At 73.3% G+C, this 25,935-nt stretch carries 17 protein-coding genes, 22 pseudogenes and 2 riboswitches; of the genes and pseudogenes, 4 read left to right on the forward strand and 35 right to left on the reverse strand.

Going from position 1 to position 25,935, the window contains the following annotated elements:
- Window positions 1-221 precede the first annotated feature (221 nt).
- A pseudogene (locus tag UK94_RS50590) lies at window positions 222-310 on the reverse strand ((2Fe-2S)-binding protein); the annotation flags it as partial.
- Between the two features lie 1,585 nt (window positions 311-1,895).
- Here UK94_RS50590 and UK94_RS13365 point away from each other — a divergent pair.
- A complete protein-coding gene (locus UK94_RS13365; protein WP_235487774.1) occupies window positions 1,896-2,093 on the forward strand; it encodes a type II toxin-antitoxin system HicA family toxin in 198 nt (65 codons plus the stop codon).
- Between the two features lie 28 nt (window positions 2,094-2,121).
- On the opposite strand, the gene UK94_RS13370 is transcribed toward UK94_RS13365, so the two are convergent.
- From UK94_RS13370 to fbaA, 34 genes and pseudogenes are all read right to left on the reverse strand, one after another.
- Window positions 2,122-2,388 (reverse strand): type II toxin-antitoxin system HicB family antitoxin, encoded by a 267-nt coding sequence (locus tag UK94_RS13370; RefSeq protein WP_197537234.1) that lies wholly within the window; start codon window positions 2,386-2,388, stop codon window positions 2,122-2,124.
- A 210-nt stretch (window positions 2,389-2,598) separates the two neighbouring features.
- A pseudogene (locus UK94_RS13375) lies at window positions 2,599-3,504 on the reverse strand (SGNH/GDSL hydrolase family protein); the annotation flags it as partial.
- A gap of 125 nt (window positions 3,505-3,629) precedes the next feature.
- A complete protein-coding gene (locus tag UK94_RS13380; RefSeq protein ID WP_011607711.1) occupies window positions 3,630-4,382 on the reverse strand; it encodes a type III pantothenate kinase in 753 nt (250 codons plus the stop codon).
- Window positions 4,382-5,440 carry a carboxylating nicotinate-nucleotide diphosphorylase gene (gene nadC / locus UK94_RS13385; protein WP_095212723.1) on the reverse strand — a complete coding sequence of 353 codons (1,059 nt, stop codon included), beginning with the start codon at window positions 5,438-5,440 and terminating at the stop codon, window positions 4,382-4,384. The genes UK94_RS13380 and nadC overlap by 1 nt, the downstream gene beginning before the upstream one ends.
- Window positions 5,437-5,587 (reverse strand): hypothetical protein (locus UK94_RS50595; protein ID WP_235487856.1); only part of this gene is annotated, 151 nt, incomplete at its 5' end. The genes nadC and UK94_RS50595, both read right to left, overlap by 4 nt.
- Window position 5,588: 1 nt before the next feature.
- Window positions 5,589-7,137, reverse strand: a pseudogene (locus tag UK94_RS13390) (L-aspartate oxidase); the annotation flags it as partial.
- A complete protein-coding gene (locus UK94_RS13395) occupies window positions 7,134-7,646 on the reverse strand; it encodes an aspartate 1-decarboxylase (protein ID WP_055750104.1) in 513 nt (170 codons plus the stop codon). The pseudogene UK94_RS13390 and the gene UK94_RS13395, both read right to left, overlap by 4 nt.
- Before the next feature lie 2 nt (window positions 7,647-7,648).
- A partial coding sequence (locus tag UK94_RS50600) for a pantoate--beta-alanine ligase (RefSeq protein ID WP_235487776.1) occupies window positions 7,649-8,033 on the reverse strand: 385 nt, incomplete at its 5' end.
- 1 nt (window position 8,034) lies between these two features.
- Window positions 8,035-8,674 (reverse strand): annotated as a pseudogene (locus UK94_RS76085) (pantoate--beta-alanine ligase); the annotation flags it as partial.
- Window positions 8,675-8,854: 180 nt separating this feature from the next.
- Window positions 8,855-9,385: MMPL family transporter (locus UK94_RS50610; RefSeq protein ID WP_235487778.1), on the reverse strand; the 531-nt coding region annotated here is incomplete at its 5' end.
- A gap of 1 nt (window position 9,386) precedes the next feature.
- A pseudogene (locus UK94_RS50615) lies at window positions 9,387-9,486 on the reverse strand (hypothetical protein); the annotation flags it as partial.
- A 1-nt stretch (window position 9,487) separates the two neighbouring features.
- A pseudogene (locus tag UK94_RS50620) lies at window positions 9,488-10,392 on the reverse strand (MMPL family transporter); the annotation flags it as partial.
- A 1-nt stretch (window position 10,393) separates the two neighbouring features.
- Window positions 10,394-10,938: pseudogene (locus UK94_RS50625) on the reverse strand (MMPL family transporter); the annotation flags it as partial.
- Between the two features lie 592 nt (window positions 10,939-11,530).
- Complete coding sequence (locus UK94_RS13410; protein ID WP_011607705.1) at window positions 11,531-12,442, reverse strand: phosphoribosylaminoimidazolesuccinocarboxamide synthase; 912 nt, start codon at window positions 12,440-12,442, stop codon at window positions 11,531-11,533.
- A gap of 404 nt (window positions 12,443-12,846) precedes the next feature.
- Window positions 12,847-13,321: pseudogene (locus tag UK94_RS50635) on the reverse strand (adenylosuccinate lyase); the annotation flags it as partial.
- 1 nt (window position 13,322) lies between these two features.
- Window positions 13,323-13,687: pseudogene (locus tag UK94_RS50640) on the reverse strand (lyase family protein); the annotation flags it as partial.
- A gap of 1 nt (window position 13,688) precedes the next feature.
- Window positions 13,689-13,921: pseudogene (locus UK94_RS50645) on the reverse strand (lyase family protein); the annotation flags it as partial.
- A 1-nt stretch (window position 13,922) separates the two neighbouring features.
- A pseudogene (locus UK94_RS50650) lies at window positions 13,923-14,132 on the reverse strand (adenylosuccinate lyase); the annotation flags it as partial.
- A gap of 18 nt (window positions 14,133-14,150) precedes the next feature.
- Entirely contained in the window at window positions 14,151-14,675 is a 525-nt protein-coding gene (gene purE, locus UK94_RS13420) for a 5-(carboxyamino)imidazole ribonucleotide mutase (RefSeq protein WP_041939945.1), read from the reverse strand.
- A 55-nt stretch (window positions 14,676-14,730) separates the two neighbouring features.
- Window positions 14,731-15,989: pseudogene (gene purD / locus UK94_RS13425) on the reverse strand (phosphoribosylamine--glycine ligase); the annotation flags it as partial.
- Between the two features lie 423 nt (window positions 15,990-16,412).
- Window positions 16,413-17,291 carry a hypothetical protein gene (locus tag UK94_RS13430; protein WP_235487780.1) on the reverse strand — a complete coding sequence of 293 codons (879 nt, stop codon included), beginning with the start codon at window positions 17,289-17,291 and terminating at the stop codon, window positions 16,413-16,415.
- A 105-nt stretch (window positions 17,292-17,396) separates the two neighbouring features.
- Window positions 17,397-17,784: adenylosuccinate synthetase (locus UK94_RS50655; protein ID WP_235487781.1), on the reverse strand; the 388-nt coding region annotated here is incomplete at its 5' end.
- A gap of 1 nt (window position 17,785) precedes the next feature.
- Window positions 17,786-18,039 (reverse strand): annotated as a pseudogene (locus UK94_RS50660) (adenylosuccinate synthetase); the annotation flags it as partial.
- 1 nt (window position 18,040) lies between these two features.
- A pseudogene (locus UK94_RS50665) lies at window positions 18,041-18,242 on the reverse strand (adenylosuccinate synthetase); the annotation flags it as partial.
- A 1-nt stretch (window position 18,243) separates the two neighbouring features.
- A pseudogene (locus UK94_RS50670) lies at window positions 18,244-18,680 on the reverse strand (adenylosuccinate synthetase); the annotation flags it as partial.
- Window positions 18,681-18,753: 73 nt separating this feature from the next.
- Window positions 18,754-19,128 (reverse strand): DUF3151 domain-containing protein (locus tag UK94_RS13440; protein ID WP_235487784.1); only part of this gene is annotated, 375 nt, incomplete at its 5' end.
- A 1-nt stretch (window position 19,129) separates the two neighbouring features.
- A pseudogene (locus UK94_RS50675) lies at window positions 19,130-19,191 on the reverse strand (DUF3151 domain-containing protein); the annotation flags it as partial.
- Window positions 19,192-19,297: 106 nt separating this feature from the next.
- Window positions 19,298-19,478 (reverse strand): annotated as a pseudogene (locus UK94_RS50680) (transglycosylase); the annotation flags it as partial.
- Window position 19,479: 1 nt separating this feature from the next.
- Window positions 19,480-19,927, reverse strand: a pseudogene (locus UK94_RS50685) (transglycosylase family protein); the annotation flags it as partial.
- A gap of 1 nt (window position 19,928) precedes the next feature.
- Window positions 19,929-20,020: pseudogene (locus UK94_RS50690) on the reverse strand (transglycosylase); the annotation flags it as partial.
- Between the two features lie 2 nt (window positions 20,021-20,022).
- Window positions 20,023-20,224: riboswitch (cyclic di-AMP (ydaO/yuaA leader) on the reverse strand.
- A 465-nt stretch (window positions 20,225-20,689) separates the two neighbouring features.
- Window positions 20,690-20,788, reverse strand: a 99-nt coding sequence (locus tag UK94_RS50695) for a peptidoglycan-binding domain-containing protein (RefSeq protein WP_235487858.1), incomplete at its 5' end; no start/stop codon positions are given.
- A gap of 1 nt (window position 20,789) precedes the next feature.
- Window positions 20,790-21,229, reverse strand: a pseudogene (locus UK94_RS50700) (transglycosylase family protein); the annotation flags it as partial.
- A 148-nt stretch (window positions 21,230-21,377) separates the two neighbouring features.
- Window positions 21,378-21,581: riboswitch (cyclic di-AMP (ydaO/yuaA leader) on the reverse strand.
- Window positions 21,582-22,599: 1,018 nt separating this feature from the next.
- Window positions 22,600-22,669, reverse strand: a 70-nt coding sequence (locus UK94_RS73725) for a hypothetical protein (protein ID WP_268761340.1), incomplete at its 5' end; no start/stop codon positions are given.
- Between the two features lies 1 nt (window position 22,670).
- Window positions 22,671-23,637: pseudogene (fbaA, locus tag UK94_RS13455) on the reverse strand (class II fructose-bisphosphate aldolase); the annotation flags it as partial.
- A 400-nt stretch (window positions 23,638-24,037) separates the two neighbouring features.
- On the opposite strand from fbaA, the gene UK94_RS50710 reads away from it, so the two are divergent.
- The 3 genes and pseudogenes from UK94_RS50710 to UK94_RS13465 form a co-directional block, all read left to right on the forward strand.
- Window positions 24,038-24,492: DedA family protein (locus UK94_RS50710; RefSeq protein ID WP_235487860.1), on the forward strand; the 455-nt coding region annotated here is incomplete at its 3' end.
- A 1-nt stretch (window position 24,493) separates the two neighbouring features.
- Window positions 24,494-24,721: pseudogene (locus UK94_RS50715) on the forward strand (DedA family protein); the annotation flags it as partial.
- Between the two features lie 413 nt (window positions 24,722-25,134).
- A partial coding sequence (locus UK94_RS13465) for a CAP domain-containing protein (RefSeq protein WP_235487862.1) occupies window positions 25,135-25,744 on the forward strand: 610 nt, incomplete at its 3' end.
- Window positions 25,745-25,935: the final 191 nt, after the last annotated feature.

Here is a 25,935-nt window from a genome sequence, read left to right on the forward strand (position 1 = left end):
GTCGATGGCGGGGTGCCTTCTGTTGTGATTGGGGCCACATGCACATCGCTTTGCAATTTTGATGTTACTGTTCGGCGTTGAGGCATTAAAGATCTTGTATTAGCGAGACTCAACGCCTTCCTACAACCACTTTACGTGTGTCCACGGCCGACCGCGTGCTGAGCGCGAGTCAGACCGCAAGACCTCCATTACCCTGCGTGTCTATCCAGGCGCGCATCCGNCGCTCGCGATCGGCGTCGTCGGTGAAGGGACAGGTCGTGCAGTACTCCTCGCCGAGGCGGTGCGCGAGGCAGCACGATCCGCAGCGCATCCCGGTGTAGGACCGGCCGCGATGGACGAACTCGTGNCAACGCGGGCGGGCACGCATCGTCGGGGCCGCGCGTTCGAAGAACGCGTCCGCCTCCTGCCGTCCCGTGTCGGGGTCCCCGGTGGCCCNCTCGGTCAGCAGGAAGGCCCGTGCGCACTGCGCGGCCACCGCGCCCCAGAGGGCCGGGTAGCCGAGTCGGACCCGCGCCCGCAGCTCGCGGACGAACGGACCGAGATGGGAGAGCACCTCCTCCACGAGGACTCCCCGCAGGGCGGCGAGATCGCCGACCACCCGATCCGGCCGATCCGACCCGCTGTGGCGCGCCGTCGTCCGGTCGACGGGGCCCGCGAGCGCGGCGTCGGCCAGCACCGTCCCGACGGGCAGGTGCAGCGCCGTCCGGTCGAACCAGCCGCTGTCGAGCTCCCGCAGCGACATCCCCGCCGGTTCCAGGTCCGGGACCCGTCGCAGCAGCACGTAGGAGGCGACGGCCGGCGCGACGACGGCGGCGGCGTACCAGTTGGCCAGGTAGCTCGCGGCGACCTCGGGGCTGGCGCCGGGATGGGACCGGGCGATCCGCGCCAGCGACCGCGTCACACCCNCCGGCCCCGAGAGAAAGGCGCAGTCCGCCCAGCCGGGGCCGGTCGGCACGCCAAGACACAGGCCGCGAGGTTCCAGCGCGTTGGCGAGGCTACGCGGGACCATCCCCTGGGCGGCGGTCGCGATCGACTCCCGCGGGGATCGGAGGGGCGAGGATCCACCTTCGGTGGCCGGCTCCCGCGGCGTTGCGGGAGTCGGCAGTGGCACCAGCATGGACTTAGGTAAGGCTAACTTCAGGCTCGCTGTCAAATGAGTGTGGCCGCTCCGACATGCAAGCCGGGCATAGGGCGTTCCGCACCTTTTACCCCTCATGGCCCGGTGGCGGCCCACCGCCACCCGGTCCGCAAGGTGGTAGAACCGACATTCATCATCCTGCGGCGGCCACGCCGGAGTCGGCCGCGCGCTCGCGCCCGACTGTGCTGTGCAACGTGACCAATGCACGATGTGACCAATNCGCGACGAGGCCAGAGCCCAACGTGGCCAACGCGCAACGTGGTCGATTGTCCTCGGACCGTCGGCGCCGCGCATCCGCAGGTTGCCTCGGGATGCCGCACCGCAGGTGGCGGGGCACGGGCCGGTGGCCCGGACGGGTGGGCGAGATCGTTCGGTGGCGCGGAGGCGTGGTCGGCGCGGAGGCGTGGTCGCGGCGGCGGCGCGGCACCGGCGGCGGCCCGCCCGGCGGCGCGGCGCGGCTGGGACGTCACGATCCGCCGTGGCCATCCGTACCGGAAAGTCGCCGATCACCTACGGCAAACGGGCTGACTTGACACGTTGTGTCCGTTATGAAACGTTTTGTAGCTCTCGGCGATCCGTGTGCGTACCTGGGCGGGGATCGTGCATCCCTTGCCGGTACGGTGCGTGTACACGGGTCGGAGATCTTCTGTTCACGGCCCGGTTGTCACGGCGCTACGCAAGTCTGTTCCATTCGACGACGAATAGGCCAGGGTTGATGGGGCTGAAAGATCTTCCCGTCGCGGTCGGAGACCGGCATGTGGCCGCGTTCCAACGGGCGGGTTGGGAGGTGGCTCGCCGCAGCGGTAGCCACGTCGTGCTCCGCCGGGCCGGGGTGCAGGCGAACCTCTCGGTGCCCTGCAATGGGCAGGAGGTCAAGCGGCCGCTGCTGGCCAAGCTCATCGAACGAGCCGGCCTCACCTTGGAGGAGTACTGCGACTACTTCCGGCGGCGCTGACGATCCGCCGCCGTAGGCGCCGCGGAGCTCAGGCCGCCACCCGGACCGGGACGGTCAGCTCGGTCGGTAGTCTGTCCGCGTCGGGCTGCTCGTGCCGACCCACACTGAGGTGCTGGCCGCTCTGGACCTCCAGGACGAGGATCATCGCGTCGATGATGTTGTCCACCGTCTCGTCGAGGCTGTCGCCCTGGGACACGCATCCCGGGAGCTCGAGGACTTCCGCGATGTAGCCGCCGTCGATCTCCGCCGTTTCGATACGTATCGTATAGACCTGGTCTGCACTACGTATCGTCATGGTTGTCTGCTTCCAAGCCGCCGACATCTGCGTCAGGTAAGAGCCTAGCGTTCATGGGAGCCAGCCGCCTCGGGTACCGGGCTGAAGACCACCCCCTCCTTCCACTGAAGGCCACCCCCTTCTTCGGCGGCCACCGCTGACGTCGGGACCGATCGTGCCGGCGCCGGCCGCGATCGCCCCCGGCCACCGCCGGACGGAGCCTCAGCGGCNGTCGGCGGCGAGGTAGCGGTCGACCGCTGTGGCGATGGCCTGCTGGCCGCGGGCCGTCGGGTGCGCGCTGAGGTCGCGGGCCGGCGGCAGCAGGCCGATCGGGGCCACCCAGGAGTCCCTGGTGCAGATCTCGTGGCCGCGCAGCGCCCGGTCGGTCGCGACGTACTCCACGTCCGCGTCGGCCGCCGCCCGTCGGATCACCCGGTTCAACTGGCTGTTCAGGTTGGTGAGCTGCCGCCGTTCGGTGTTGCTCAACCATTTGCAGTTGTTCTTCCGCTGGCTGCTCGGGAAGATGTCGGGATATCCGACGACGAGAATCCTGGACTGCGGCGCAGCCGCCTTCAGTGCGGCATAGTTCGCGCTCAGGACGTCCGGGAGCTCCCTGGTGATGAGATCTCGCTCGCGCTTGTCCTTGCCATCCCAGAAACACTTCCAGGTGAAGCAGCTCAGGATTACGTCGCTGAAACCGGCGTCGTTACCGCCGATGGTGATGGTGACGATATCCGGGGCGGTGCGCAGCCGCCGCAGTTGGGTGAGCTGTGGCAGTTCGCCCTTGTACGATTCGTTGAGGGCGTCGGTGGTCGCCCCGGCGCACGCGGCGAAGAGCGCGACGGTGGTCGGCGGTTCCATGGTGGCGAGCGTGCGCGGCCACGCCTGGTTGCTCCGCCGACAGCGGGGTGTGAGCACGTCGAAGGGCGGATTGCCCTCGCCGGAGGAGTAGGAGTCGCCCAGCACCGCCAGGGTGCGGGGCCGGGCCGCCGCGGACGCCGGAGTGTTCCACCCGGACGACGCCGTCACGGCGGTATACAGAAATACCGTCGACAGCGTGAGGAGGAAGGGCCGGGCCAGGCGCCCGGCCCGACCGCGCCTGCCACCCGCCCAGGCCTCCGAGGATCGGTCCCGCATAGCCTGGAATCGTAACCGGTGGAACCGGTCGCGCACTCTCGATGCGGCGGGATGTCGGTATCCCGACCGGCGTTCGTCAGAGAATTCTGCCGCCGCGCGCCGGACGAATCACCCCGAGGTCGGAATCAGATGTTCTTCTCGAAGACCAGGCGAAGACCGATGAGGGTGAGATGCGGCTCGTGCCGGTCGAGCGTCTCACTCTCCTTGACGACGAGCGAGGCGAGCCCGCCGGTGGCGATCGCGGTCGCGTGCGCGCCGAGCTCGGCACGGATGCGCCGGACCAGCCCGTCCACCTGGCCGGCGACCCCGTAGATCATCCCGGACTGCAGCGCCTCGACGGTGCTCTTGCCGATCACCGATCGCGGTGGGGTGAGCTCGACCTTGCGCAACTGCGCCGCCCGGGACGCCAGCGCGTCCAGGGCGATCTCGATGCCGGGCGCGAGCACCCCGCCGATGAACTCGCCCCGCGCCGAGACCACATCCAGGTTCGTCGAGGTTCCGAAGTCGACGACGATCGCCGGCCCGCCGTAGAGGTGGTGTGCGGCGAGCGTGTTCATGATCCGGTCCGCGCCGGCCTCCTTGGGGTTGTCGATCAGGATCGGCACCCCCGTCCGGGTACCCGGTTCGACGATGACGACCGGGAGGTCGCGGAAGGCACGAACCACCATCCGGCGCAGCTCCCGCAGCGCCGCGGGGACCGTCGAGCAGATCGACACGCCCGTGATCCGATGCTCGCCGAGCAGCCCGCGGTAGAGCAGCACGAGCTCGTCGGCGGTGGCGTGCGGATCGGTACGGACCCGCCAGGAGTCGGCGAGGTCGTCACCGTCGAAGACCCCGACGACGGTGTTGGTGTTGCCGACGTCGATGGCGAGCAGCATCAGGACTCCTCCACGGTCGGGCCCGCCGAGCTCGGGCCCGCGCAGTCCGGTCCCGACGGCCGGCCGGGATCGAGATCGAGGCCGAGATCGAGAGCGGGCGCCGAGTGGGTCAGGGCGCCGACCGCAAGATAGTCCACCCCGGTGGCCGCGACGTCCGCGGCCACCCGCAGGCTCAGCCCGCCGCTGGCCTCCAGGCGCACCCCCGCCGGCCTGGCCAGGGCCACCGAGGCCCGCAGGTCCCGCGGCGTCATGTTGTCGCAGAGGATGAGGTCCGCCCCCGCGGCGACCGCCTCGGCGACCTGGTCGACGGTGTCGCACTCGACCTCGACGGGCAGCCCCGGGAACCGGTCCCGCACCGCGGCGAAGGCCGCCGCCACCCCGCCGGCGGCGACCACGTGGTTGTCCTTGATCAGGGCGGCGTCGGTCAGCGACATCCGGTGGTTGCTGCCGCCGCCGCAGCGCACGGCGTACTTCTCCAGGGCGCGCAGGCCGGGCAGCGTCTTGCGGGTGTCGCGGATCGCCGCGCCCGTCCCGGCGACGGCGTCGACCCAGGACCGGGTCAGCGTGGCGATCCCGGACAGGTGGCACAGCAGGTTCAGCGCGGTGCGCTCGGCGGTGAGCAGGCCGCGGACCGGGCCGTTGACCCGGGCCACCGTCGTGCCGGGGGAGACGGCGTCGCCGTCGGCGGCGGTCAGGGTGACGGTCACGGACCGGCCGAGCAGGCTCTCGAACACGGCCGCGGCCACCGGCAGCCCGGCGACCGTCCCCGCCGCGCGGCTGACCAGGGCGCCGTGCCCGACCAGGGCGGCGTCGACGGTCGCCGCGGAGGTGGCGTCGACCGCGCCGGCGCGACCGCCCGGCCCGTCCGGCTCCCCGCTCGGCAGGTCCTCGGCGACGGCCCGGCCGATCACCGTGACGACGCCCTCGGGGTCGAGGCCGGCCGCGACCAGCGCGCTGCGGGTGGCGGGGGACAGCCGACCGCTGTGCACCTCGGTCCAGCCGTGCCCGTCGGTCCAGCCGTGCCCGTCGGTCCAGCCGTGCCCGTCGGTCTCGCTCACGGCGCCGGCCGCATGGGTTCGACGTCGATGATCAGTTCCCCCTCGGGGTCGAGCCGGGTCAGGATCCGGCCGAGCCAGTGGGCGTCGTCGCGGTCGCCGAAGTCCTCCCGCCAGTGCGAGCCCCGGGTCTCCGTGCGGGTCGCGGCGNCGGCGACCAACGCGGTCGCGACGGTGCGCAGGTTGGTCATCTCCCAGGCCGGCGGGCCGGCGGTCACGGTCGCGCCGCTGACCCGCAGGTCCCCGAGGCCGGCGAGGACCTTCGCCGTCGCCCGCAGGCTGTCGGCGCTGCGCAGCACCCCGGCGCCGTCGGTCATCGCCCGGGTCAGCTCGGCACGCTCGGCCGGATCGGTCAGCCCGCTGCCCCGGCCGACGACGGGGGCGGCGGGCACCGGGTCCCGGCGCCGGCCCGCGCGCGCGGCGCCCGCGATGTCCTGGGCGATGCGGGCGGCGAAGACCAGGCCCTCCAGCAGGCTGTTCGACGCCAGCCGGTTGGCCCCGTGCACGCCGGTGCAGGCCACCTCCCCGCAGGCGTACAGGCCGGGCACGGTCGTGCGGCCCCACAGGTCGGTGCGCACCCCGCCGGAGGCGTAGTGGGCGGCCGGCGCGACCGGGATCGGCATCGTCACCGGGTCCACGCCGACGGAGCGGCAGCGCGCGGTGATCGACGGGAAGCGCCGCTCGATCGTCGCCGCCCCGAGCCCCCGGGCGTCGAGGTACAGGTGCTCGACCCCCTGTGCGGCCATCACCCGCGACATCTGCTTGGCGACGACGTCGCGGGGAGCGAGGTCGGCGAGCGGGTGGGCGCCGGCCATCACCCGCTGCCCGGAGGCGTCGACGAGGACGGCACCCTCGCCGCGCATCGCCTCGCTGACCAGCGGCTGTTGGCCGCCGGGCTGGGCGCCCACCCGGGCCGAGTCCGCCGGCGGCAGCCACAGCGCGGTCGGGTGGAACTGGACGAACTCCAGGTCGGCGACGACGGCGCCGGCCCGCAGCGCCAGCGCCACGCCATCGCCGGTGGAGACGCCCGGATTGGTGGTCGAGGCGAAGATCTGCCCCATCCCGCCGGTCGCGAGCACGACCGCGGGCGCGGTGACCGCCCCGACGCCGTCCCGGCTGCCCTCGCCGAGCACGTGCAGGGTCGCGCCCGCAGTCCGACCGTCGGCATCCCGCAACAGGTCAAGGACGAGGGCGTTCTCGATCACCTCGACCGCCGGGTCGGCCCGCACCGCGGTGATCAGGGCCCGCTCGACCTCCAGCCCGGTGGCGTCGCCGCCGGCGTGGACGATCCGGTTGCGCAGGTGGCCGCCCTCGCGGGTGAGGGCGAACGAGCCGTCGTCGGCCCGGTCGAAGCGCGCGCCGAGCTCGGCGAGTTCCCGCACCCGGGCCGGCCCCTCGTCGACCAGCACCTGCGCGGCGTCCGGGTCGCACAGGCCGACGCCGGCGACGAGGGTGTCGGCGAGATGGTCGGCGGGGGAGTCCTCGGCGGCGAGCGCCGCGGCGATCCCGCCCTGCGCCCACCGGGTGGAGCCGGCGTCGAGATGCGCCTTCGTGACCAGCAGGACCCGGGCCGCGGGCAGCTCCCGGCGCAGGTGCAGGACCGCGGTGAGCCCGGCGATCCCCGATCCGATGACGACGATGTCCGCGGCGCGGCTCCACCCTGGGCGCGGCGCGCCGAGTCGGCACGGCAGCATGATCACCGGGGGGCCACGACCGTCCGGCTCGCCGGGAGCGCGACGGGGGCCTGGTGGGGCGGGGTGCCCCGGCGGGCGGCGGCCGTCACCGGGTTTCCCGGCACGGCGAGGTCGCCGCGCAGACTCGAGGGATCGTCGGGAAGCGCCTCGGCCGGGTCGTGGCCGCGGCCGATGATCCGGTTCTCGGCGTCGACGAACAGCACCCGCGGGACGTGCCGGCGCGCCTCGGCGTCGTCCATCATCCCGTAGGCGATGATGATGACGAGGTCCCCGGGCTGGACCAGCCGGGCCGCCGCGCCGTTGATGCCGATCACGCCGCTGCCGGCCGGGCCCGCGATCGCGTACGTCTCCAGCCGGGCCCCGTTGTTGATGTCGACGATCGTCACCTGCTCGCCGGGGAGCAGGTCGGCGGCCTCCAGCAGGTCGGCGTCGATCGTCACCGAGCCCACGTAGTGCAGGTCGGCCTGGGTGACCGTGGCCCGGTGGATCTTGGCGGTGAGCATGGTGCGCAGCACGGTCAGGCTCCCTGGGTGTCGGTGGGGAGGATGAGCGAGACGTTGTCGATCAGGCGGGTCGTGCCCACGCGGGCGGCGACGAGCAGCAGCGCGGGGCCGCCGCGGACCGGCCCCAGATCCTCGGGGCCGGCCAGTTCGAGGTAGTCGACGTCGACGCCGTCCGCCGCGTCGAGCACGGCGCGCGCGGCCGCGAGCACCGCCGGCGCCCCGTCGGCGCTGGCCGCCGCGCCGGCGGCGAGCGCCCGGGACAGCGCGAGCGCCTCGGTCCGCTGCTCGGCGGTGAGGTACACGTTGCGGCTCGACCTCGCCAGGCCGTCGGGCTCGCGGGCCGTCTCCACGCCGATCACCGTGACGTCGAAGGCGAGGTCGGCGACCATCCGCCGGATGNAGACGAGCTGCTGGGCATCCTTGCGCCCGAAGAACGCCAGGTCGGGCTGGACCAGGTGCAGCATGGTCCCGACGAGGGTGAGCATCCCGTCGAAGTGGCCCGGGCGGGACGCCCCCTCCAGCACCGCGCCGAGCGGGCCGGCGCCGAACCGGACCAACGGCGGCGGATCGTGGATCACCGCGGGGGCGAACACGACGTCGACCCCCTCCCGGGCGCACACCGCGAGGTCCGCGGCAAGCGTGCGCGGGTAGCGGTCGAGGTCCTCGCCCGCGCCGAACTGCAGCGGGTTGACGAAGATCGTGGCGACCACCTGGTCCGCCCGGGCACGGGCCGCGCGCAGCAGGCTGGCGTGCCCCTCGTGCAGCGCCCCCATGGTCATGACCACGGCGCGGACCGGCCGGTCGTGCCGCGAGGCCGCGCGGGCGGGCCCCGCGTCCTGCGCGGCGGCTGGCGGGTGCGAGCTCGCCGCGCGGTCCAGCGCGACGAGGGCGGCCCGGAGCTCGGCCCGGTCGCGGACCAGCACGGGCCGGTCGGATCCGGCCGGCGCCGGCGCCGGGCTGGGGATGACGGCGGGATCGGAGCCGCTGGGCCGACCGGGGCGCGGGGCGCGGTCGGGCGCGGTGGAGGAGACGATGCTCATGGTTTCCGTTCCAGTCCTCGGGTGGGGTACCGGACGTCGAGCGCCACTGTAACTCGCCCGCAATGCTCGCCGCGACTCCCTGTGATCCGGGCATCGCCCCGATGATCCACGCACCGTTTCCCCAGCCCCGCGCCCGTGCCCCGCGCCCCATGCCCCTGCGGGGGCCCACGACGGGGCGCGTCAGCCCGGGGGCATCGCCCAGCGGTCCGAACAACGGACGGGGACCTGGGCACCGACCGTGCCGACGCTGCCGACCGTGCCGACGCTGCCGACCGTGCCGACGCTGCCGACGCTGCCGACCGTGCCGACGGTGCCGGCGTCGCCCCTCGTGCCGCCGGTGCCGACCGGCTGGGTGGGCAGCTCGGGGCGTCGGCCGTCGGGCCCCGGCTGGTCGCCGCGCCACACGCGATCCCCGAGCAGGGTGAGCACGGCCGGCATGAGAATCACCCGGATCAGGGTGGCGTCGAGGAGGATCGCCGCGCCCAGGCCCACCCCGAGCTGCTTCATGCTGACCTGGGACAGCGTCGCGAAGATCGAGAACACCGCGACCATGATGACCGCCGCGCTGGTCACCACCCCCGCGCTGCGTCGCACCCCCACCGTCACGGCGTCGCGCATGGACAGCCCGGCCGCCCGGGCCTCCCGGACCCGGCTGAGCACGAAGACCTGGTAGTCCATCGACAGCCCGAACAGCACCACGAACAGCATCAGNGGTAGCCAGTTGGTGACGGCTCCGGTGGAGGTGTAGCCGAGCAGCCCGTCGGCCCAGTGGTGCTGGAAGACGGCGACGAGCAGGCCGTACGCCGCCCCCANCGACAGCAGGTTCAGGCCGACGGCCACGGCCGCGACCAGGGCGCTGCGGAACGCCGCCAGCAGCAGCCCGAAGGCCAGCACCATGACGAAGGCGATCACCAGCGGGGTCCGGCCGTTGAGCCGGGCGTTGAAGTCCGCGGATCCGGCGGTGGTGCCGGTGACGTCGGCCCGCAGGCCCGGGGCGGCGCCGACGGTCGCGGGGATCACCGTCGAGCGCAGCGTGTGCAGGGCCCTGACGGACTCCCCGTCCGTGCCGCTGCCCGCGATCGGGATCCTGACCCGTGCGACCCGGTGATCGTCGGTGACCGTGACGACCACGGGCTCGAACATCCGGCCGCTGGCCACCGCCCGGCTGCGCAGCGCGTCGATGGCCGCTCGCGCCTGCGGGGTGGTGACGTCCGCGCCGTCGGTGCCGGAGACGACGACGGCCGCCGCGACCTCGCCGCCGGGGAAGGCGGCCGACAGCCGTCCGTAGGTCTTCATGATCGGCAGGTTCTTCGGGATGTCGTCGATGCCGGGCTCGGCGGTGTGCATCCCGAGCGCGGGCAGCGCCAGCAGCACCAGCAGGCCGCCCGTCACCGCGGCGACCGGCGCGGGCCGGCGCAGCAGCCGACCCATGATTCCCGGCCTGGCCAGGTGCGCCTGCACATCGCTGTGGCGCCGCCGCGTCGCCCGGCGCCGCCACGGCAGCCGCAGCAGCTCCACCCGGTCGCCGAGCAGCGACAGCAGCGCGGGCAGCACGGTCAGCGAGCCGAGCACGGCCACCAGGACGACGATGATGGTGCCGACCGCGACGCCGGTGAACACCGACAGGCCGGTGATGAACAGGCCGGCCATCGACGCCGCGACGGTGAGGCCCGAGACGAGTACCGCATGCCCGGAGGTCTCGGCGGCGATCTCCAGCGNACGCTCGGGACCGTGGCCGGCGGCCCGCTCCTCGCGTTCCCGGCGGATGTAGAACAGCGCGTAGTCGACGCCGACCGCCAGCCCGATCAGCAGCATGACCGACGTCGCCGTGTCGTCGGTCGGGAACAGCCGGCTGGCGAAGGCGACCAGGCCCAGCGCCCCGACGAAGGCGGTCAGCGCCAGCGCCATCGGGATCACCGCGGCGACCACCGCGCCGAACACGGCCAGCAGGATGCCGAGGGTCAGCGGGATGGCGAGCAGCTCGGCGCGGTGGAAGTCCTTGCCGACGGTGGCATTGAGCGCCTTGTCGGCGCTGGCATCCCCGAACTGCTCGACCGACACGCCGGGGTGCGCCGCGCGGACGGCGGCGACGGCGTCCAGGGTCGGGTCGACCGACGCCGGATCGTCGGCGGTGCCCTTGAGGTCGAAGGTGAGCAGCACCGAGCGCAGATCCCGCGACACCAGGCCGGGGTCGACGCTCGCCCCGGCCACGCCCAGCGGGCTGCGCAGCGCCGTCGCCACCCCGCTCGCCCGTACCCGGGTGGNGGCGTCGCTCAACGCCGCGCGGACCTGCGGGTCCGCCAGCAACGCCCGGGGGTCCGCCGCCGGGGTCGCGCGCTGGATCAGGATGTTCTCGCTGTCCGTGTCGACGTAGCCGTGATCGGCCAGGATGTGCTGGGCCCGGGAGTCCTCGCCCGTGCTGTAGTCGGCGTCGGCCAGGGTGTGGGTGCCGATCATGCTGCCGAGGACGATCGCCAGCACGACGCCGAGCAGCCAGCCGCCGACGGCCAGCCCGCGGTGCCGCACGCTCCACCGCGCCGCCCGCGCGGCGAGGTGCGTCGGCCGGTTCGCGCCGACCGTCGGCCGATCCGCGCCGGCCGTCGGCCGATCCGCGCCGGCCGTCGGCCGAGTGGGTCGGCCGGCCCCGGGGGGATCGGCCGACCGCTCTCGATCGGCTGTCGGAGCTGCGAAAACGTCTGTCGGACGAGGTGGCGTCTGCATGGAACGACGATCTCGTTGCGGACGTTCATGGTCACTGCGGCGGGCTACCGGCTTTCCGCTGCGGCCATCCGCCCGTCCGCGGTAGGGCTGTCCCCACCATCCGTCCTTCTGGAGGCAGGGGCCTCCAGAAGGTTCTCAGGAGGTGGAGAGGTAGTCCTTGAAGGAGATGCCGGTCAGCCGCTCGTAGGCCTCGACGTAGCGGGCCCGCGTCGCCTCGACGACGTGGTCCGGCAGCTCCGGCCCCGGCTCGGTCCTGTCCCAGCCGGTGCTCGTCAGGTAGTCCCGGATGTACTGCTTGTCGAACGACGGCTGGGAGACGCCCGGCGACCAGGTGTCCTCCGGCCAGAACCGGGACGAGTCGGGGGTGAGCACCTCGTCGGCGAGCCGCAGCGTGCCCTCGGCGTCGTGGCCGAACTCGAACTTGGTGTCCGCGAGCAGGATGCCCCGCTCGGCCGCGAGGTCGCTGGCCCGCCCGAAGATCTGCAGGGTGAGCCGCTCCAGCTCGGCGGCGAGCTCGGCGCCGACCCGCCCGGCCGCGTCCGCGCGGCTGATGTTCTCGTCGTGCTCGCCGATCGGCGCCTTCGTCGACGGAGTGTAGATCGTCGACGGCAGCCGGCTGCCGTCCACCAGCCCGGCCGGCAGCGGATGCCCGCTGACCGCGCCGGTGCGCTGGTAGTCCTTCAGCCCGCTGCCGGTCAGGTAGCCGCGGGCCACGCACTCGATGAGCACCATGTCGAGGCGGCGGCACAGCATCGACCGGCCGCGCAGCTGCTCGGTGTACGGCGCGAGCTCGGCCGGGTACTCGTCCACGTTCGAGCTGATGACGTGCGACGGGACGAGGTCGGAGAGCTGGTCGAACCACCACAGCGACAGCCCGGTCAGCACGGCGCCCTTGTCGGGAATCTCGGTCGGCAGGACCACGTCGAACGCCGAGATGCGGTCGCTGGCGACCAGGAGCACGGCGTCGTCCCCGACCGCGAACAGCTCCCGTACCTTGCCCGAACCCAGGTGGGTGAGTCCGGCGAACTCCTCATGTGTCAGCGGCATGCCCCGACCGTACCGACCCCGGACACCACCCGTGGCCTGGTGCGTCCCGCGCCATGCCCGCGTGCGGATTTGTCCGTTTGTGTGTCCGGTACAGGTCGGACGATCCGCCGCCGACCTGCGTCGCCGNCACCCGCCACCGAGCATGGATGCCGCCGGACGTGTCGATGCAGGCCGAGGTGACGGCAGGAGACTGGATGGAGGCGGCAGACAACCGGGACCGCGCCGCCTGGACCAACCCTGGCCGGCGCCGTCCAGGTCCCCGACTGCCGGCTTATCCAGAGGGATGAATCGGGCGCGGAACCCTCTGGATAAGCAGGAAGCCGGCGCGGTGGCCGTCCGGACGGGCGGTCGTGGCCCTGCGCCCGGGGAGCCGGTGCCGTTGGCCGGCCGCCGGCCGCCGACTCTCAGGTGAGGGCGGCGAGGGCGGCGAAGACGGGGCCGAGGCGCTCGGTGTAGCGCTCGGGGCGGCTGACCTCGTCCAGGCGGGCCTCGTCGAGGGGCAGGCCGCGGTCGCCGGCGTGCTTGCGCAGGGTCTCGCGGAACGGCACGCCGGTCTGCCAGGTCTCCATCGCCGCCGCCTGGGTGACGGCGTAGGCGTCCTCACGGGACAGGCCCGTCTCGACCAGCTCCAGCAGCACCGCCGAGGTGTAGACCAGCCCGCCGGTGGCATCGAGGTTCGCCCGCATCCGCCCGGTGTCGACGACCAGGCCGGTGACCAGTCGCGTCGTCAGGTGCAGCAGGTAGTCGACGCCGGCCGCCGCGTCCGGCAGGGCGATCCGCTCGGTCGAGGAGTGCGAGATGTCGCGCTCGTGCCAGAGCGGCACCCCCTCCAGGACCGGGACGTACTGGGCCCGCACGATCCGGGCGAGGCCGGCGATCNGCTCCGACATGATCGGGTTCTTCTTGTGCGGCATCGCCGAGGAGCCCTTCTGCCCGGAGCCGAACGGCTCGGACAGCTCGCGGACCTCCGTGCGCTGGCCGTGGCGCACCTCCAGCGCGACCGCCTCGCAGAGCGTCGCCAGCCCCGCCAGCGCCGCCACCCAGTTCGCGACGCCGTCACGCAGCACCACCTGAGTCGCCACCGGCGTCGGGCGCAGGCCCAGCTTCTCGGCGACGTACGCCTCGACGTCGGGGGTGATGTTCGAGTACGTCCCGACCGCGCCGGAGATCTTCGCGACGGCCACGTCGGCGCGGGCCGCGCGCAGCCGGTCGCGGCAGCGGGCCAGGCCGAAGGCGAGGTCGGCGNCCCGGTGGCCGAACACGGTCGGCTCGCCGTGGATGCCGTGGGTGCGCCCGACCCGCAGGGTGTCCCGGTGGGCCAACCCCAGGTCGCGCAGCGCCGCGACGAGGGTGTCCGCGCGGGCGAGCAGCAGGTCGGTCGACTCGACGAGCTGCAGGGCCAGCGCCGTGTCCAGCAGGTCGGACGACGTCATGCCGAAGTGGACGTAGGCGGCGGCCGAGCGCGGCTCGGTGCGGTCCNCCCAGGCAGACAGGAAGGCGATCACGTCGTGCTGGGTGACGGCCTCGATCTCCGCGACCGCCTCGGGCGTGGGGGCGGGAGCTGCCCGGACCGGCGCGACGGAGTCGGCGGGGATCCGGCCGGCGGCGGCGTGCGCCTCCATCACCAGCACCTCGACCTGGCACCACAGTTCGTACTTGTGCGCCTCCGACCACACCCGGCCCATGTCGGNCAGGGTGTACCGGCCGATCACGGCCGGGCGCCGGCGGCGGCTGCCGTGGCCAGGGCGTCGGCCGCGGCCTGCTCGAAGTCGTCCTTGAACGCGGCGAGCTTGAGGCTCAGGTCCGGGTCGGACAGCGCCAGGATCTGGATGGCGAGGATCGCCGCGTTCGTCGAGTTGTTCAGGCCGACGGTGGCCACCGGCACGCCGGGGGGCATCTGCGCGATGGCGAGCATCGAGTCCATCCCGTCCAGCGCCCCGCCGGAGATCGGCACCCCGATCACCGGCAGCGTCGTCAGCGCGGCGATGGCGCCGGGCAGCGCCGCGGCCAGGCCCGCCCCGGCGATGACCACCGAGATGTCCCGGGCGCGAAGCTGGCCGACGTACTCGGCGAGGGTGCGCGGGGCCCGGTGCGCCGACAGCGACACCTGCTCGTACGGCACGCCGAAGCGCTCCAGGGTGGCGCCGGCCTTGCTCATCGTCTGGGTGTCCGACGGCGACCCGAAGACGACGGCCACTCGGGGACGGTCGGATCCGGTGCTGCTCTGCGACACGGTCTACTCCTTCTCTTTCGGCCGCGTCGGGTCCTCGCCCGGCGCGGTGTCCGCNCGGTGTACGTCAGCCGCATGACGCATCCGGGACGGGTCCCCGATATCGGTGCGGTAGTGGGCGCCGGCCAGCGAGATCCGGCTGACGGCCTCGTAGGCAGATCCTCGCGCGGACTCCAGGTTGGAGCCGATCGCCGTGACCGACAGCACGCGCCCGCCGGACGAGACGACCTGCCCGTCGGCGTCGCGGCGGGTCCCGGCGTGCAGCACGTCGACCCCCGTCAGCGCCCCGGCGGCGGCGAGCCCCCGGATCGGGTCACCGAGGCGCGGCGCCGCCGGGTAGCCGGGCGCGGCCACGACGACGCTGACGGCGGCGCCCGAGCGCCACACCGGCGCGCGGCGCCCGGACAGCACGTCGGTCAGCGGCGTGGTGAGCAGGGCGAGGATGGCCTGGGTCTCGGGATCGCCGAAGCGGACGTTGAACTCCACCACCCGCGGGCCGCGGGTGGTCAGCGCGAGCCCCGCGTAGAGCAGGCCGGTGAACGGGGTGCCGCGCCGGGCCATCTCGTCCACGGTCGGGCGGATCACCGTCGCGACGATCTCCGCGGTCAGCCCGTGCGACGCCCAGGGCAGCGGGGTGTACGCGCCCATCCCGCCGGTGTTCGGGCCGGTGTCGCCGTCGCCGACCCGCTTGTGGTCCTGCGCGGGCAGCAGCGGCAGGACCGCGCCGGCCTCGGTCACGATCGCGAACAGGGAGACCTCCGGCCCGTCGAGGTACTCCTCCAGGACGACCCGGTCGTCCGGGCCGCGCAGGCTCGCCCGCACGGCGGCGACCGCGGCCTCGCGGTCCTCGGTCACGGTGACGCCCTTGCCGGCGGCGAGCCCGTCGTACTTCACCACGTACGGCGGCCCGAACTCGTCGAGGTCGGCCAGCGCCGGCTCGACCTCGGTGTGGTCGCGGCCGGCGGCTGTGGGCACACCCGCGGCGCGCATGACCTCCTTGGCGAAGGCCTTGCTGCCCTCCAGCCGGGCGGCGGCCGCGGTCGGGCCGAACACCGACAGGCCGCGGGCGCGAACCTCGTCGGTGGCGCCGGCGACCAGCGGCACCTCGGGGCCGATCACGGTGAGGTCGGCGCCCACCCGTTCGGCGAGGTCGGCGACCGCGTCCGGGTCGGCGACGTCGAGCGGGCGGGGCTCGGCGAGCTCGGCCGTGCCGGCGTTGCCCGGCGCGCAGACCAGTGCGTCGACCCGCGGGTCGCGAGCGAGCGCCCGGCACAGTGCGTGCTCGCGTCCACCGGATCCGACGACCAGGACTTTCATCTGTTCACCTCGGGGCGGGGGCGGCGACCGGCCGCGCGCCGGCTGGCACCGGGGCCTCGCCGGGCGGCCTGGGATGGCGTGGCGCGGGCGGCGGCAGCGGGGCCGCGGCCGCGCTGCGGCGGAACGTGGTGCAGGCGGCGGCCCCGGGCGGCCGTCACAACCGGTCCCCGGCGCGCGGCGCCGGGCCGGGAGAAGGGGACCGGCGCGGGCACGGCGAAGGGCGCGGCACTCCCGCGACCGCCGGAACGGGCCGGGAGCCGTGGCGGTCGGATCGGGTCACGGCCCCAGCCTAGCGCGCAACTGATCATCAGGTGTCCCGTGCCGGTTGCGTGGCAGCCAAAGCGGTGCGTTGTGCACGTTCCCGGGGGCTCGGACCGGGCGAAACGCACCGCAGTCCGCGGCAGGCCGGCCCGCGTCGGTCGATCAGAGACCGACGCCCGCGCGCCACAGCAGATGGGCCATCCCGTGCACCAGGTGCAGGGCGCAGCGGCGGGCGTCCACCTCGGCCATGCCGGCGACGATGACGGCCGTGTCGACCGGCCAGACGCGGACCTCCCGGCCGAGCACGGTCAGCGGCGACGGATCGTCACGTCCCTCGAAGGCACGCCCGCCCGGCTCGACGAACAGGTGCAGCGACCGCCCGGCGGCCGGGAAGGACTCGCACCGCCAGTACAGCAGCGGCCAGGCCTTCAGCCGCTCGCGGCGGTGCACCCGGTGTGCCGGCCCGGCAGCGGGCTCGGCGGCGGCCTCCGGCGCGACCCGCGCCGGGATGCTCCCCTGCGGGTCGACGACCGCGCGCGGCCGGGAGCCGTGCCGGCCCGCGGTCCGGCGCGCCACGGTGCCGCGGGCCCGCACGGTGACCGGCGGTACCAGGTTCTCCGCGGCACAGAAGTCCAGGAAGTCATGGATCTGGGCGTCGACGTGGTTCGCGACGGCGGCGGCGCGTTCGAGCCGCTGTGCCTCGGCCCGCTTCGAGCTGCGGATGGCGTGGCTGCCCCGAAGCAGCACGTCGGTGAGCGTTTCCGGCAGCGCCTCGCCGGTGGGGGAGAACCCGACCGGCCAGGCGTCGGAGTCGGTCGGGCGCAGGTACCGGTGCCGCACCGCCGGCGCCCACAGCGCCGGCCGGGTGTCGGGAACCGCCCGGGCATCGCCGGCCAGTGCCTCGCCGGCCAGTGCCTCGCCGGCCAGTGCCTCGCCGGTGGGGGCCTCGGCGGTGCGGGTGTCGGCCGGGGTGGGCGGTGGCGGCATCTGGCCGGGCACGGAGTGATCGTCGCTGGACGGGCGGGCCTGCGCACCGGACACCGTCCTCACCCCCACCCGCCATCGCTTAACGTGACCGTTCAAGCCTCGACGGTAACGCTGCGTTGTGCAACTGGGGCGGCGACCCCGGGGTTGCGCCGGGCGGGGTCAGACCAGGTCGTTGATGACCAGGGTCTGGTCGCGGCCCGGGCCGACGCCGATCGCGGAGACGGGCGCGCCGGAGAGTCCCTCCAGTGTCCGGATGTAGTCCTTCGCGGCCGCGGGCAGGTCGGCGTACTTCCGCACGTCGGAGAGGTCCTCCTGCCAGCCCGGCAGCTCGGTGTAGATGGGACGCGCGTGGTGGAACTCGGTCTGCGTCATCGGCATCTCGTCGACCCGTTCGCCACCGATGTCGTAGCCCACGCAGATCGGCACGCGATCGAAGCCGGACAGCACGTCCAGCTTGGTGAGGAACAGGTCGGTCAGGCCGTTGACCCGCACCGCGTAGCGGGCGATCACCGCGTCGAACCAGCCGGTGCGCCGGGCCCGGCCCGTCNTCACGCCGAACTCGCCGCCGATGCGCCGCAGCTCCTCGCCGACCTTGTCGTCCAGTTCGGTGGGGAAGGGGCCGGCGCCGACCCGGGTGGTGTACGCCTTGATGATCCCGACGACCCGGTTGATCCGGGTCGGCCCGATGCCGGCGCCGGTCGCCGCGTACCCGGCGGTCGGGTTCGACGAGGTCACGAACGGATAGGAGCCGTGGTCGACGTCGAGCAGCGTGCCCTGGGAGCCCTCCAGCAGCACGACCTTGNCCTCGCGCAGCGCGCGGTCCAGGACGAGGCCGGTGTCGGCGATGTGCGGGCCGAGGCGTTCGGCGTAGGCGGCGTACTCCTCGACGACCTCGTCGACCTCGATCCGTCGCCGGTTGTAGACCTTCGCCAGGACCTGGTTCTTCTCCCGCAGCGCGAGTTCGAGCTTCTTGCGGAAGATGCCCGGGTCGAGCAGGTCCTGGACNCGGATGCCGGTGCGGGCGACCTTGTCGCCGTAGGTCGGGCCGATGCCGCGGCCGGTGGTGCCGATCCGGGCCTTGCCCAGGTAGCGCTCGGTCACCCGGTCCAGCGCCCGGTGATGCGGCATGATCAGATGGGCGTTCGCGCTGATCAGCAGGCGCGAGACGTCGATGCCCCGGGCGGCGAGCCCGTCCATCTCGGTGAGCAGGACACCGGGGTCGATCACAACCCCGTTGCCGATCACCGGCACGCAGTCGGCCCGCAGGATGCCGCTGGGGATCAGGTGGAGGGCGTAGCGCTCCTCCCCGATGACCACCGTGTGGCCAGCGTTGTTGCCGCCCTGGTACCGGACGACGTAGTCGACGGCGCCGCCCAGAAGGTCGGTCGCCTTTCCTTTTCCCTCGTCGCCCCACTGGGCGCCGATGAGGACGAGAGCGGGCACCGGGCGAGGTTACTAGGGATGGCACTCGCGCGTGGCCGGTCGGCCGATGCCGCGACCAACCGGCGCCGAGGACTCACGATCCGTCGAAGCCGAGTTCCCGTGCGGCGGCGGGATCGCTGTCGGTGAGGAAGTTCTGACAGCGGGTGGCCTCTTCGGTCTCCCCGATGGCCGCCGCGGCGCGTCCGAGCGCGGCCAGGGAACGCAGGAAACCGCGGTTCGGCTCGTGCGACCAGGGAACCGGCCCGGTGCCCCGCCAGCCGGCGCGGCGCAGCGCGTCAAGTCCGCGGTGGTAGCCGGTGCGGGCGTAGGCGTACGCCTCGACGGGCCGGTCGCCGGCCAGCGCGAGTTCGGCGAGGGCGGCCCACGGGGCACTGAGCGCGGGCGAGGCGGCGGCCACGGCCGCCGGCGACTCCCCCGCGGCCAGCGCGTCGGTGGCGATGGCGTCGGANGGCAGCAGCGTCGGCGGCGGGCCCGAGAGCAGGTTGCGGCCCGGGTCGGACGGCGTCGTCATGGATGCATCCTGCCGCACGGCTGTGGCGACCTGCCGTGCGGGTGGTGCGACCTGCCGTGNGGGTGAGGTGACCGGCCGTGTGCGGGTGGTGCGCAGCCGCGGCGGGTCACGACCGGACGGTGACGTTCCACAGGTTCTGGCCGACGGCGCCGGGCTGGCCGTCGCTGACCCGGGTCAGGTAGCCGTAGAGGGCGGCGATGCCCTGCGACTGCGGACCGAACTTTCCGTCGACGGTGAGCAGGAAGCTCTTGTTGCGCATCGCGGCCTGCCAGACGAACGCGTCCGGGNGGACGTCGTTGCCGTAACCGGCGTTGAGGACGGTGCCCTTGTAGGAGTTGTCACCCATCTCCTGGCGAGCGCGATCCAGTGTCATCGGCGGCTCGGCGGGGGCGAGGGCCTGCTCGATGACGTCACCGGAGCCGACCGCGGCCGGGCCGTTGTTCGTCAGGCCCATCTTGCGCGAGCAGGACGGCCAGGGCTGCCATCCCCGCGCGTTGTAGAGCTTGGCGGCGGCCTCGTCCTGGGTGGCGGGGGAGGCCTGGTAAGGCCGGCCGGAGTAGCCGAGGCCGTGCCAGGTCTGGTCGTCGAACTGGTAACCGCCGGAGAAGCCGTTGCCCGTGTTGGTGGCGTAGTTCCCGCCGGACTCGCACTGGCGGAGCTTGGCGAAGTCGTCGGCGGTCGCGGCGCCGGCCGGGGCCGCGGCGACCGTGCTGACCGCGAGCCCGCTGCCGACGATNGCCGTCACCGCGCCGGTGGTGCGAAGGATGCGACCCGCGGTCGAGTGGGCCTGCGGGGCCCGATGTCTACCACCACGCCGTCCTGACGGCATGTCAGTCCAATCCCGATCGCCTGCGGGGTGAGCTGTCGGGTGCGGGCTGGGATGGCCCGGCCGGTCCGCCCCTGGCCGTCGGTACTGCGTGGGAAACGTTCTCCCCACACCGGATGGCTGGGACGAGCCTGCTTAACCCCAAGGGCGTCAGAGACGCCCGGATGGTGGGTCCCCCACTCCTGCCCGTTGCGGTGCGTACTAGGACCANCCGCTCGCACGTCGGGCAGGACTCGGCGTCCGTCCGAGCGACCTCGCCGGGTGGCGAGTGATNGGCACTCTAGCGAGAACGGTTCAGGGGGCGCAAACCGGGGTGGTTCGGAGTAACCAGGTTGGGACGCGCGAACGGCGGAGCCCGACGGTGCCGCCCGATCGGGTGGCGGGGTGTGCCGACGTCCGTCGTGGGGTACCACCACGACGGACGTCGGCGCCCGGTGCGGAGTTGGTGGCCGACCGGCCCGTTTCGGAGCGCGCAGCGGAGATCGTCCGGGCGTCCGGGCGGGCCGGTCGGGGCGAGTCGGTGAGCTCCCCTGGCCGGTGTCACCGGGGTGGGAAGGTCGTCCGGGTGGCGTGACGCGCGTCCCCGCGTCCCGGGCCGGATGGACTACGTGCGGACGGTGCCGTTCGGCGGCGCGGCGATCGGCCGGATGGCTACCGCGCGTGATGCGGCGCTCAGCCGAAGGTGGCGTGCCAGGTCGCCGGGCCGACGATGCCGTCGACGGCCAGACCGTGGCTTCCCTGGAAGGAGCGGGCGGCGGCGGCCGAACGTGGNCCGAAGTGGCCGTCCACCGCGATCGGGTAGCCGAGCTGGCTCATCCGGGTCTGCCAGGCGCGCACGTCGGCCCGGTCCTGCCCGACCAGCGCGGCCGTGAGGTTGCGGGTGAAGTTCGGGGTGGTGGAGGCGGCGGGACGGGCGGTCAGCGGGGCCCGCGTCGCCGAGCGCGACGCCTGCGCCGCGCCGCTGGCCGACGAGCCGCCCGCGAGCTGGTCGGCGCCCATGCCGCGACCGCAGACCGGCCACTGGCCGAAGCCGGAGCGCTGGGCGAGGCGGAGGGCGGCCTCGTCCTGGACCGCCGGGGCCGCCTCGTGTGGCAGACCGGAGTAGCCGAGACTGTGCCAGGTGCTGGCCGAGAACTGGAAGGCGCCGTAGTAGCCGTTTCCGGTGTTGGTCGTGTAATCACCGCCGGACTCGCACTGCCGCAGACCCGCCCANGTGCTGGCCGCCTCGGCCGGCTGGCTGACGGCAAGAGTGCCGCCGACCGCCGCCGCGAGAACCGGAGCAACCATGAGGGCCCGCGCCCGGATGCGGGTGCCGGCGCTCCATTGTCGGCCACTGGTACGTGCGTCGGACATATGTTTGTGGTCCTTCCCCACGCCTGCGAGGTGAGCTGTCGGATTCGGGCTGGGAACTGCCCGGCCATGCCAGGGATTCCTGGGGACGTGCGTCGCACCGAAAGACCCTGGTGCGTCCGTCGCTCATGGCTTCACCCCGAGAGCATCGAATCCCTTCGACNCTCGGAGATGGTTCCCCCGTTCCTGCCGCCCGGTCTGGCGAAATCGTCGGCCGGGGGCAGGATTCGGCGTGCCGCCCGACGAATGCCGGACGTTGTTGTCGGCACGGCGAAGACCATAACCACGCCGGCCGGCGAGTCGCCAAGCATTGAATAGGTCACGTGAAAAAGAGCACAGTCGGCGCGCCTGCTTGAGCACCCGTGGGGTGACTGGTATCGCGCGTGCGCGCCCGCTCATCAACCTGGCGTTATCGCGGGCGGGGGTATTTGTGGCCGGCTGATCACCCTGTTTGCCGATGGGTGATGGCGAGCGGAGCGTGGTGAATCACGCCGAATGGGTGACCTGCGGGAAAGCAACATCGACTGTGCCCCGGCGCGCCGGATGGGCGCAATGCGCCGCTTACCCGGGTTCGTCCGGGCCAGCCTACTCATGTGAGAAAAACAACGGAAACCTGGTGGTGACTTACGACCTTGTCATGCAGCTGCGGGAAGCGCCCGGCCGGGCACGCGGCGGCGTAGCGGGGCCCCAAGGCCCAGCTCCCGGGCAGGATGTCCTGGTTGGGTGCGCGGGGCTTCCGATGCGGTAGCACGTCCGTCTCGTGTGGGTCGATCTGGCCGAAACCTGCTGCTGATAAGCGTGACCAGGCAACGGACCCGAGGTGGACCACTCGGCGAAAGACAGTGGTCCCCCAGTCGCGTGACGCAACTGGGGGACCGCGGGTGGTCGCATGATACGGGACATCGTCGGGACGATCGATGGGGCGGATCTCCCGGATGTCCGTTCTGTGCCGGTCGCTTCGTCCCGACGTCGGGGTGCCGCCGGGAAACCGCGCGGCCGTCGGAACGGACGGCGATGCGCGTCGGGGCCGGTCCCGGCGACGTGCCGGCCGGGGCCGGCGGAGCTGACAGAGCCGACGGATCCGAGGAAAGCCACAGATCAGCCGGCCCGGCCCCGGATGTGCCCGGGTCGGGCCGGTCGGCGCCCGGCGGCACACCCGGCGCGGCGATCGCCGGGTGTCATCCTCCGGGTCGGGAGTGTTGCGGTCGGGTCGGGCTCGGAAGCGGGCGGTGCTATGCCCTGCTGAGGGACCGGCCGGCGGAGCGGAGGTCCTCGCACGCCTGGGCCACCCGGGCCGCCATGNCGCTTTCTGCGAGCTTTCCGTAGGTGCGCGGGTCGTATGCCTTCTTCGCCCCGACCTCGCCGTCCACCTTGAGTACCCCGTCATAGTTCTTGAAGACGTGGTCCACGATGGGGCGGGTAAATGCGTACTGGGTGTCGGTGTCCACATTCATCTTCACGACGCCGTAGTCCAGGGTCTCTCGGATCTCGCTGAGGTCCGAGCCGCTGCCGCCGTGGAAGACGAGGTCGAACGGCTTCGATCCGGCCGGCAGACCCAGCTTCTGGGCGACGTGGTCCTGACCCTCGCGAAGAATCGTCGGACGAAGCTTGACGTTTCCCGGCTTGTACACCCCGTGCACGTTGCCGAAGGTCGCGGCCAGCAGGTAACGGCCCTTCTCGCCCGAACCGAGGACTTCGGCGGTCCGCCACATGTCGCCCGGCGTGGTGTAGAGCTTCTCGTCGATCGCGCCGACGACGCCGTCCTCCTCGCCGCCGACGACGCCGATCTCGACCTCAAGGACGATCTTCGCGGCGGCGGCGTCGGCGAGCAGTTCCTCGGCGATCTTGAGGTTCTCCTCGAGCTCGACGGCCGAGCCGTCCCACATGTGGGACTGGAACAGCGGCTCGCGGCCGGCGGCGACCCGCTCCTTCGAGATCGCGATGAGCGGCCGGATGTAGGTGTCGAGCTTGTCCGCCGGGCAGTGGTCGGTGTGCAGCGCGATGGTGACCGGGTAGGCCTTCGCGACGTGGTGGGCGTACTCGGCCAGGGCCTCCGCGCCCAGGACCATGTTCTTCACCGTCGAACCGGACAGGTACTCCGCCCCGCCGGTGGAGACCTGCACGATTCCGTCGCTGCCCGCCTCCGCGAATCCCCGCAGGGCGGCGTTGAGGGTCTGCGACGAGGTGACGTTGATCGCGGGGTAGGCGAAGGACTCGGACTTTGCCCGGTCGAGCATCTGGGCGTAGGTCTCTGGGGTGGCGATGGGCATCGGTGGGGCTCCTTGTCGAAGCTGTCGGGGCGCCGATCAGCCATGGACGGCGGCGCTGAGCAGCCCGACAGGGCCGGCAGACCGCCGTTGGACTGTTGGTGGGCGAAGGGTATGACGGCTCGCCCCGTCGGGGTGGTCGGATGCGGCCGACGTCGCCGGGACAAAGTCGGTCATCGACCCGGCGCCGGTGCGCATTGCCTGTTCGGCGGGAGGTCGGGGGTCGCCGAGCGGCGAGACCAGGGGTGGGGGGAGCCGATGGCCCGGACGGGTGTGGTCCGTCGGCAGGCCGAGACACCGACCGTGGCGACGCGCCCGCCACCCGGCCGGACCCGCCCGGCACACTGGTCACGTGGACGTCGGCAGTCTGTCCGGGACGACGCTGTACATCGTCCTTTTCGCGATGATATTCACCGAGAGCGGGATCCTCATCGGGTTCTGGCTTCCCGGGGACACGATCCTGTTCGCGGCCGGCCTGGTCGCCGCGGACGCGGGCGCGGACGTCTCCATCTATGTCCTGTCCGTGGGGGTCGCTCTGGCCGCCAGCGCCGGCGCCGCCGCGGGCTATTACACCGGGCACCGGCTGGGCCGGCCCTTCCTCGAGCGCCGCTACGCCCCCGCCCTGGCCCGGACGGAGGAGTTCTACCGACGGTTCGGGGCGGTCACCCTGGTGGCCGCCCGGTTCGTCCCGTGGGCGCGGACGTTCGCCCCGGTCCTGGCCGGGGCCGTGGCCATGCCGTGGCACCGCTTCCTCCTCGCGGTGGTGTCCGGCGCGGTGGTGTGGGGGACCGGGCTGATCCTGCTGGGCTACGCGGCATCCGCCATCCCTGGCCTGCGCGACGCCACCGGCTGGCTCGCNCTGGTGGTGGTGGCCGTGTCCGTCCTGGCGGGGGTCGGGGGCGAGCTGCTGCGCCGCCGCACCGCCCGGGGCCGGTCCGCGCGCGGTCAGTCAGACCCCGGGGCGGCCACCGCCGACCGGGGGACGGCAAGCGATGATCCCCACCCGGACGGCGATTCGCCCGCGGCACCGGTGCCGGCCGCGGAACCGGACCCCTCGGCCGCCTCGGCGACCGATCGGGACCGGTGACCGCCGGGTCCGCGCCACAGGTCGTCGACCGCTCGCCGCGACCCGCCGCCGGAGGACGTCGGCCGAGTACGCCGGCGTTGTCCCCGTGTGCGTCGTGCGGAGGGGTTGCTGCCCCGGTCGCTCCGGCGGGTAATCTCCACCACACGACTACCAGATCACATCGGGTAGGCAATGGGTGTCGATGATGGTAATTCCTGACTACTCCTAGCTAGCCTTGATCGATCCAGGCACGAGGTCGGGGGGCCGACCGAGCGAAGGGTCCGATGCAGCGCACGCGTAATCGCCACCGGGCGCCCCGCCGCCCGGTGCTGCCCGCGTGGACAGTGGCGGCGGGCGTCCTGTTGGCCACGCTCGTGCTCGCGCTGTGGGTCACCGACCGTGCTGGAACGGCAACCGGGAGTCTCGCCGCCCGGATGGCCGGCGCGCCGTCGGCGGCCGAGGGGGCGCCCCCGGGGAGCCCCGCCGGCGCGGACGCGGGCACAGCCACGGGTCGGGCCGGCTCCGGCTCCCTCGGCGCGGCGCGCACGCCGGCCCGAGAGCTGGCGGCGCCCATCGGCGGCGCTGCCGGGTCGCCGTCGGCGCGGCGGCCCGACCCGGGTGCGCCGGAAACGGCCTCTGCGGGCACCCCCCGCCCGGCCGCGCCCGGCCAGCCGACGGCCCGGGCCCGCCTGATCGCCGACGTGATCGCGGCCACGAACCGGGCCCGGCGGGCGGCCGGCTGCCCGGATCTGGTGGCCGACCCGGTGCTGACGGCGGCGGCCGGGGCGCACAGCATCGACATGGCCGTGTCCGGCTACTTCCGCCACGACAGCCCCGACGGCCGTAGCCCGTTCGACCGGATGGCGGCGGCGGGCTTCGACTACTCCGTCGCCGCGGAGAACATCGCCGCCGGCCAGCGCAGTGCCGCCGAGGTCGTCCGGGACTGGATGGACAGCCCCGAGCACCGGGCGAACATCCTCACCTGCTCGCTGACGCGGATCGGCGTCGGCCTCGCGACGGGCGGGAGCTACGGCTACTACTGGANGCAGGACTTCGCGACCNCCGAAACGGGCCCCTGACCCGATCGGCCGGCCCGGCTCGGGCAGGTACCCGGGAGGCGTCGCCCGCGCCCGGCACCGGCGGATTCCGGTTTCGGGCGTGGAGGGGGCCGTCCGGCCGGGTCGACTCGCGCCGATGGTCCGCGGCCGCCGGCCGGTCGATCCCGTAGGGTCGGG

Origin of the sequence: Frankia sp. AvcI1, assembly GCF_001420875.1 — a bacterium.
Lineage (GTDB): Bacteria > Actinomycetota > Actinomycetes > Frankiales > Frankiaceae > Frankia > Frankia alni.